This window comes from Spirillospora sp. NPDC049652, assembly GCF_040675125.1.
Lineage (GTDB): Bacteria > Actinomycetota > Actinomycetes > Streptosporangiales > Streptosporangiaceae > Spirillospora.
On sequence record NZ_JBFAOF010000409.1, the window covers coordinates 1 to 6,025 of the forward strand.

Consider the following 6,025-nt stretch of genomic DNA (forward strand, 5'->3'; position numbering starts at 1 on the left):
CTCGGCGGACAGGGGCAGGCCGCACAGCGGGCACGGGGGACGGCCGGCGGCGACGACCTGCAGGGCACGTTCGGCGAACGCGCGGGCCTGCGCGGCGGTGATCCGCACCCGCAGCACCGCGATCGCCGGGTCGGGCTCGCCGACCTCGGCCGCGTCGTCCTCCTCCCCGGTGGCCTCCTGCGCCTCGATGACGACCCGCTCGTCGTCGGGGTCCCAGGCCAGGGCCATGGTGCCGACCCGGAACTCCTCCTCGACCGGCTCGTCGAGCGGCTCGTCGTCGCGCAGTCCCTCGGGAGTCACGGCGGGCACGTGCGCGGCGCCGCCGCTGCGCCGCAGCACCTCGTCCAGCAGTTCCGACAGCCGCTCGGCGAGCAGGCTGACCTGGAACTTCTCCAGCGAGACGCTGGTGAGGCGGCGGCCCTCGCGGGCCTGGAGGTAGAACGCGCGTTCGCCGGGCTCGCCGACCGTCCCGGCGACGAAGCGGTCCGGCAGTTCGTAGGAGATGACCGGCATGACACCAGACCCTACGCGCCGCCGCCGACCGGCGCGTCACCCTCCCTGCCTGGCGCGTCGCCGGAGGGGGCGGGCAGCAGGGACTCGGTCTCGCCGCCGGTGTCGTTCAGCCGGACGAGGAACGGGCGCAGCTCGGTGTAGCGGATCGCGGTGAGCGAGGCCGGGTCGGCCTGGATCCGCTGGAACTGGTCCAGGTGGAGCCCGAGCGCGTCGGCGACGATCGCCTTGATGATGTCGCCGTGGCTGCACACCAGGTAGACCGCGTCCGGGCCGTGCTCGGCGGCGATCCGGGCGTTCCAGTCGCGGACGGCGGCGACCGCGCGGCGCTGGGCGTCCGCGAGCCCCTCGCCCTGCTCGCCGGGGAACACCACCGCGCTCGGGTGCGCCTGGACGACCCGCCACAGCGGGTCCTCGGCGAGTTCCTTCAGCGGACGGCCGGTCCAGTCGCCGTAGCGGACCTCCCCGAACCGGTCGTCCACCTCGATCTTCTCGGTGCCGGTGCGGGCGGCGACGGCCTCGGCGGTCTGCAGGCAGCGGTCGAGGGGGCTGGACACCATGGCGGCCAGCGGCGTCCCGGCGAGCCGCCCGGCCAGGTCGCGGGCCTGGGCGCGGCCGTGGTCGTCCAGGCCGAGGCCGGGCGTCCAGCCGGCCAGCACGGGTCCGGTCAGCGCGGTGCGGCCGTGCCGCACGAGCAGAAGGGTCGTCACAGCGAGCACTCTACGAGAACCAACTTTTCCGTCGAAGCCCGCATATTCTTCAGCGTCCGCGCAACAATGCCGGACATGATTGTGGACAAGGCCATCTACGCCGACGGGGTCCGGCGGGACCTCGACGGTGACATCAGCGACGCGTTCGACGCCGCCCGCACCCGGGGCGACTGCTTCGTCTGGATCGGCCTGTTCGAACCCAGCACCGAGGAGTTCGACCTGGTCAAGGACGAGCTCAAGCTGCACCCCCTCGCCGCCGAGGACGCGGTGTCGGCGCACCAGCGCCCGAAGTTGGAGCGCTACGACGACACCCTGTTCGTCGTGCTGAAGACGCTGACCTACATCGAGGAGACCTCCGACATCGAGGTCGGCGAGATCATGCTGTTCCTCGGCCGCGACTTCGTGGTGACGGTCCGGCACGGCGCGGGCAACCCGCTGGGGCCGGTGCGCGACCGGCTGGAGTCGGACGCCGAGATGCTGCACCACGGGCCGACCGCCGTGCTGTACGCGGTGTGCGACGAGGTGGTGGACCGGTACGGCGTCGTCGCGCACGAGGTGGAGCGCGACATCATCGACCTCGAACGGGCCGTGTTCGACCCGCAGGCCGACGATGTCACCGAGGACATCTACTCGCTCAAGCGCGAGGTGCTGGAGTTCCGCAGCGCCGAGGACCCGCTCGTCCCGGTCATGCAGGAGATCGTGCGCGGCCGGGTCACCGAGTGCCACGAGGTCCGCGAGTACTTCCGCGACGTCCTGGACCACCTGCTGCGCGTGGACACCCAGGTGGACGCGCACAACGAACTGCTGAACAGCGTCCTCAGCGCGCACCTGGCGCTGCTCGGGCAGCGGCAGAACGACGACATGCGCAAGATCTCCGCGTGGGCGGCGATCGTGGCCGTCCCGACGGCCATCGCGGGCATCTACGGGATGAACTTCGACCACATGTGGGAGCTGCACACCCGGTGGGGCTATCCGGTCGTGGTGGCGGTGATGGCCGTCATCTGCGTGGTGCTGTTCCGCATCCTGCGCCGCAACCGCTGGCTCTGACCGGACGGCGGGACCGTTCCCTTGGCGTTCGTCCGGATTTGTGGGCCTTTACGGCTGGCCAGCGGGGGCCGCCGGGAGGACCATGTGGGCACCGTTTCCTCCCTAGCGGTCCTCTCTTAGGAGTGAGGCATGGCGGCACCGATCGAGACCAAGGTGACTGCGGCCACCGGAGCGAGCCTGGTGGCGGGGTTCATCGTCGGATGGCTGGTGTTGAAGCTGCCCGCACTGTCGTCGATGGCCGAGCCCCTGCAGGCGCTCGTCACCGCGCTCATCACCTCGGCGATCACGTTCGCGGCGGGGTGGCTCGCCAAGCACACGCCGCGGCCCGACCTGGCCGCCCCGGCGGGCGGCCAGAGCCCGCCCGCACCGCCGGCCGCGGGCGCCGCCGCTCCCCCGCCGGCGGGCTGACCAGCGACGACGTCGCGACAGTTCACAGACTGGCCGCATGTGGCCACTCCTGGTAGTCGATCGGTCACGCTTGGTAAGAAAGCAGCGTACGACCCTTCATGGGAGGAGCGACATGCTCGCCAAACTCATAGTCACCACGGCCGCCTCCGGTGCGCTGGTCGCCGGCCTGACCGCGGCGCCCGCGCTCGCCGCCGGCCCCTCGCCGGCCGGTCGGCCGGTCAGCGTCACGCAGACCTCGACCGAGTCGAGCGTCCAGAACGCGCCGACCTACTGGTGCTGGCACCACTACGGGCACCACTACGGGCACCGCTACTGGTGCCACCGGCACCACCACCATCACCACTACTACCACCACCACCACAGGTACTGACCTGCGGCGTGTGCCCCGCCCTTCCCGGGTCCTCTCCCGGGAAGGGCGGGGCTTCCGCTTTCCGGGCTCGCGCTCCGGTCAGACCTGGAGTTTCACGTCTCCCCGCGGATCCGGACCTCCAGACCTTCCACGCTCGGCCGCGCTGAGGTCCCCGCCCTCAAGATTTCCGCCGGCGTTCATCCGCCGTTCAGCGGCCTCAGCAGCTCCGACCACAGGTGGGACGCCTCCCCGGCGGACTCCAGCCGCCGCCGGACGGCCTCGATCCGGCCGCGGGTCGGGAGCGTCAGCCACACCAGCACCGGGTAGCCGACGGCGAACGCGAAGACGAAGATCCACACGCTGTCGCCGACCATCGCCAGCGGCAGGCCGACCAGGATCGTCCCCTCGGCCAGCGCGTACCGGAACATGACCGCCTGGCGGTACCGCAGGACCGCCTGGTGGGCCGTCTCCTCCGCGTCCCGGCCCGGCTCCAGCGGGCGCGGCGCGCGCGGTCCGAGCACCACCGCCGCCGCGGCCGCCGCGACGACCGGCAGGAGCAGCAGCGCGGCCAGCACGCCGTCCGGCCCGTCCGGCCCGGACCGGACGATCAGCGGGCTGATCGCCAGGATCAGCACCGGGGCCGCCAGCAGCGCCGACACCATCAGCCGCAGCTGCCCGAGGACCGTCGACGGCGGCCGCAGGGACGCCAGGTACCCGGGGTCGTCGGACGCCCCGGCCTCGTAGGACCCGTACTCACCGGAGACGGGGAACCGCGAACTCGCCATGACCGGGCACTCTAGTCCCGGAACGCCCTGGAAAGCCGCCCTCGTCCGCGACTTTCCGGGTTTCCGGAGGCGCAGGTCAGGTCGCGGAGACGGCCCCGGCGGCCAGCAGGCCGATCAGGGCGCCGCCCAGCGCCACCCGGTAGTAGACGAAGACCATCATCGAGTGCCGGGTGAGGTACTTCAGCAGCCAGGCGATGCAGGCGTACCCGACCACGAACGACACCGCCGTCGCGATGATCGTCGGCGCCCAGGAGAGCCCGCCGTCGAACGCCTTGCGCAGCTCGAACAGGCCCGACAGCACCACCGCCGGGACCGACAGCAGGAAGGAGTACCGGGCCGCGGCCTCGCGGGTGTAGCCGAGGAACAGCGCGCCGGTCATGGTCGAGCCCGACCGGGACGAGCCGGGGATCAGCGACAGGCACTGGAACGCCCCGATGACCAGGCCGTCCTTCAGGTTCAGGTCGGCGATCTCGCGCTTGCGGGCCCCCGCCCACTCGGCGACCATCAGCAGCAGGCCCATGATGATCAGCGAGGACGCGTTCAGCCAGAGGTTCCGCGCGCCCTTCTCCACGAAGTCCTTGCTGAGCAGGCCGATCACCGAGATCGGGACGGTGCCGAGGCCGATGTACCAGCCCATCCGCGCGTCGGCGGTGGGCCGCAGCTCGGGCGTCCACAGGCTCCTGGTCCAGGTGGTGATGATGTTCACCAGATCGCGCCAGAAGTAGATGATGACCGCGGCCATGGTGCCGAGCTGGATCACCGCGGTGAAGGCCGCCCCGGGGTCCTTCCAGCCGAGCAGCTTGGGGACGATCAGCAGGTGGCCGGAGCTGGAGATCGGCAGGAACTCGGTCAGGCCCTGGACGATGCCGAGCACGGTCGCTTCGACGACGTTCACGGTCGGTGGTTTCCCCTCGGGACGAGCGCGGGACGGCGGGTGGGCCGGTGCCGGACGGCGGTGGCGCCGGGTCCGGGACGGGACCGCCGGGCCCGTCGGGCGGGCCCCACCGAAGGGTAGCGGTCACCCGGACCGCCCCGGCCGGTGCGCCGCCGGAGCGGATACGCTCACCCTTCATGAAGGAGCGTCACGTCGGGCGGAGCGGCCTCGTCGTCTCCCGGCTCGGGCTGGGCACCATGACCTGGGGGCAGGACACCGAGCCCGACGAGGCGGCGGCCCAGCTGTCGGCGTTCGCCGACGCGGGGGGCACGCTGGTCGACACCGCCGACGTCTACAGCGACGGCGACGCCGAGCGGATCCTCGGCCACCTCATGCGCGAGACCGTCGACCGCGAGGACCTGGTCGTGTCGACCAAGGCCGCGATCCGCCCGGACGGGCGCTACGACGGCTCCCGCCGGCACCTGCTGTCGGCGCTGGACGCGTCCCTGGACCGCCTCGGCGTCGAGTACGTGGACCTGTGGCAGCTGCACGTCCACGACCCGGCCACGCCGATGGAGGAGACCCTCAGCGCCCTGGACGAGGCGGTCGCCTCCGGACGCGCCCGGTACGTCGGCGTGGCGAACTTCACGGGCTGGCAGACCGCCAAGGCCGCCACCTGGCAGCGGGCCTGGCCCGGCCGCGCGCCGGTGGTGGCGGTCCAGGCCGAGTACTCGCTGCTGAGCCGCGACCCCGAGCGCGAGCTGATCCCGGCCGCGCTGGACGCCGAGGCCGGGCTGCTGCCGTGGTCGCCGCTCGGCCGGGGCGTGCTGACCGGCAAGTACCGCACCGGCATCCCGAGCGGGTCGCGCGCGGCGACGGCGCACTTCTCCGAGTTCGTCCGGCCGTTCCTGGACGAGGAGTGCGGCCGGATCGTGGAGTCGGTGGTGACCGCCGCCGAGGGCCTCGGCACCACGCCGCACGCGGTCGCGCTGAGCTGGGTCCGGGACCGTCCGGGAGTCGCCGCGCCGATCGTGGGGGCGCGGACGGCCGCGCAGCTCGTCCAGGCGCTGACGAGCGAGGCGCTGACGCTGCCCGACGAGATCCGCCGGGCGCTCGACGACGTCTCCGACATGTCCGCCCCGCACTGACCCGGCCCGCACTGACCCGGCCGCACTGCCCCAGCCCGCACTGCCCCAGCCCGCGCCGCCCCGCACCGGCCCGGCCCGGCCCGCACCGGCCCGGCCGGTCTCGGCCTGTGCCGCCGCGGCCGGTCTCATGCCGGACCGTCTCGCGGCGACCCGTCTCAGTCCGACCCGCGGAGCCGACCCGACCCGGGCCGGGC

Annotated in this window: 8 protein-coding genes; 4 read left to right on the forward strand and 4 right to left on the reverse strand. The window is 72.8% G+C overall.

Features of this window, described 5'->3' with window-relative positions; genetic code table 11:
• The coding region (locus AB0J52_RS23610) for a DUF3090 domain-containing protein (protein ID WP_500184192.1) at positions 1–513 on the reverse strand (513 nt) is incomplete at its 3' end.
• Between the two features lie 11 nt (positions 514–524).
• Positions 525–1,220, reverse strand: a complete 696-nt coding sequence (locus AB0J52_RS23615) for a histidine phosphatase family protein (RefSeq protein WP_500184194.1) — start codon at positions 1,218–1,220, stop codon at positions 525–527.
• 75 nt (positions 1,221–1,295) lie between these two features.
• Between AB0J52_RS23615 and corA the strand changes: the two genes are divergently transcribed.
• The 3 genes from corA to AB0J52_RS23630 all read left to right on the forward strand — a co-directional run bounded on the left by corA (position 1,296) and on the right by AB0J52_RS23630 (position 3,045).
• On the forward strand, positions 1,296–2,267 hold the full coding sequence (gene corA / locus AB0J52_RS23620; RefSeq protein ID WP_500184195.1) for a magnesium/cobalt transporter CorA: 972 nt from the start codon (positions 1,296–1,298) through the stop codon (positions 2,265–2,267).
• Between the two features lie 129 nt (positions 2,268–2,396).
• Complete coding sequence (locus AB0J52_RS23625) at positions 2,397–2,675, forward strand: hypothetical protein (protein WP_500184197.1); 279 nt, start codon at positions 2,397–2,399, stop codon at positions 2,673–2,675.
• Positions 2,676–2,787: 112 nt separating this feature from the next.
• Complete coding sequence (locus AB0J52_RS23630) at positions 2,788–3,045, forward strand: hypothetical protein (protein ID WP_500184198.1); 258 nt, start codon at positions 2,788–2,790, stop codon at positions 3,043–3,045.
• A gap of 176 nt (positions 3,046–3,221) precedes the next feature.
• On the opposite strand, the gene AB0J52_RS23635 is transcribed toward AB0J52_RS23630, so the two are convergent.
• Both AB0J52_RS23635 and AB0J52_RS23640 read right to left on the reverse strand, forming a co-directional pair.
• Complete coding sequence (locus AB0J52_RS23635) at positions 3,222–3,809, reverse strand: hypothetical protein (protein WP_500184200.1); 588 nt, start codon at positions 3,807–3,809, stop codon at positions 3,222–3,224.
• Between the two features lie 76 nt (positions 3,810–3,885).
• On the reverse strand, positions 3,886–4,704 hold the full coding sequence (locus tag AB0J52_RS23640) for an undecaprenyl-diphosphate phosphatase (protein WP_500184202.1): 819 nt from the start codon (positions 4,702–4,704) through the stop codon (positions 3,886–3,888).
• Positions 4,705–4,880: 176 nt separating this feature from the next.
• Between AB0J52_RS23640 and AB0J52_RS23645 the strand changes: the two genes are divergently transcribed.
• The gene (locus tag AB0J52_RS23645) at positions 4,881–5,831 is read left to right on the forward strand and encodes an aldo/keto reductase (protein ID WP_500184204.1); all 951 of its coding nucleotides are present in this window, start codon (positions 4,881–4,883) and stop codon (positions 5,829–5,831) included.
• The last annotated feature ends 194 nt before the right edge of the window (positions 5,832–6,025 follow it).

Coding starts and splice junctions, on each gene's coding strand:
- AB0J52_RS23645 (WP_500184204.1), top strand. CDS start 4,881: ATGAAGGAGCGTCACGTCGGGCGGAGCGGCCTCGTCGTCTCCCGGCTC.
- AB0J52_RS23635 (WP_500184200.1), bottom strand. CDS start 3,809: ATGGCGAGTTCGCGGTTCCCCGTCTCCGGTGAGTACGGGTCCTACGAG.
- corA (WP_500184195.1), top strand. CDS start 1,296: ATGATTGTGGACAAGGCCATCTACGCCGACGGGGTCCGGCGGGACCTC.
- AB0J52_RS23630 (WP_500184198.1), top strand. CDS start 2,788: ATGCTCGCCAAACTCATAGTCACCACGGCCGCCTCCGGTGCGCTGGTC.
- AB0J52_RS23625 (WP_500184197.1), top strand. CDS start 2,397: ATGGCGGCACCGATCGAGACCAAGGTGACTGCGGCCACCGGAGCGAGC.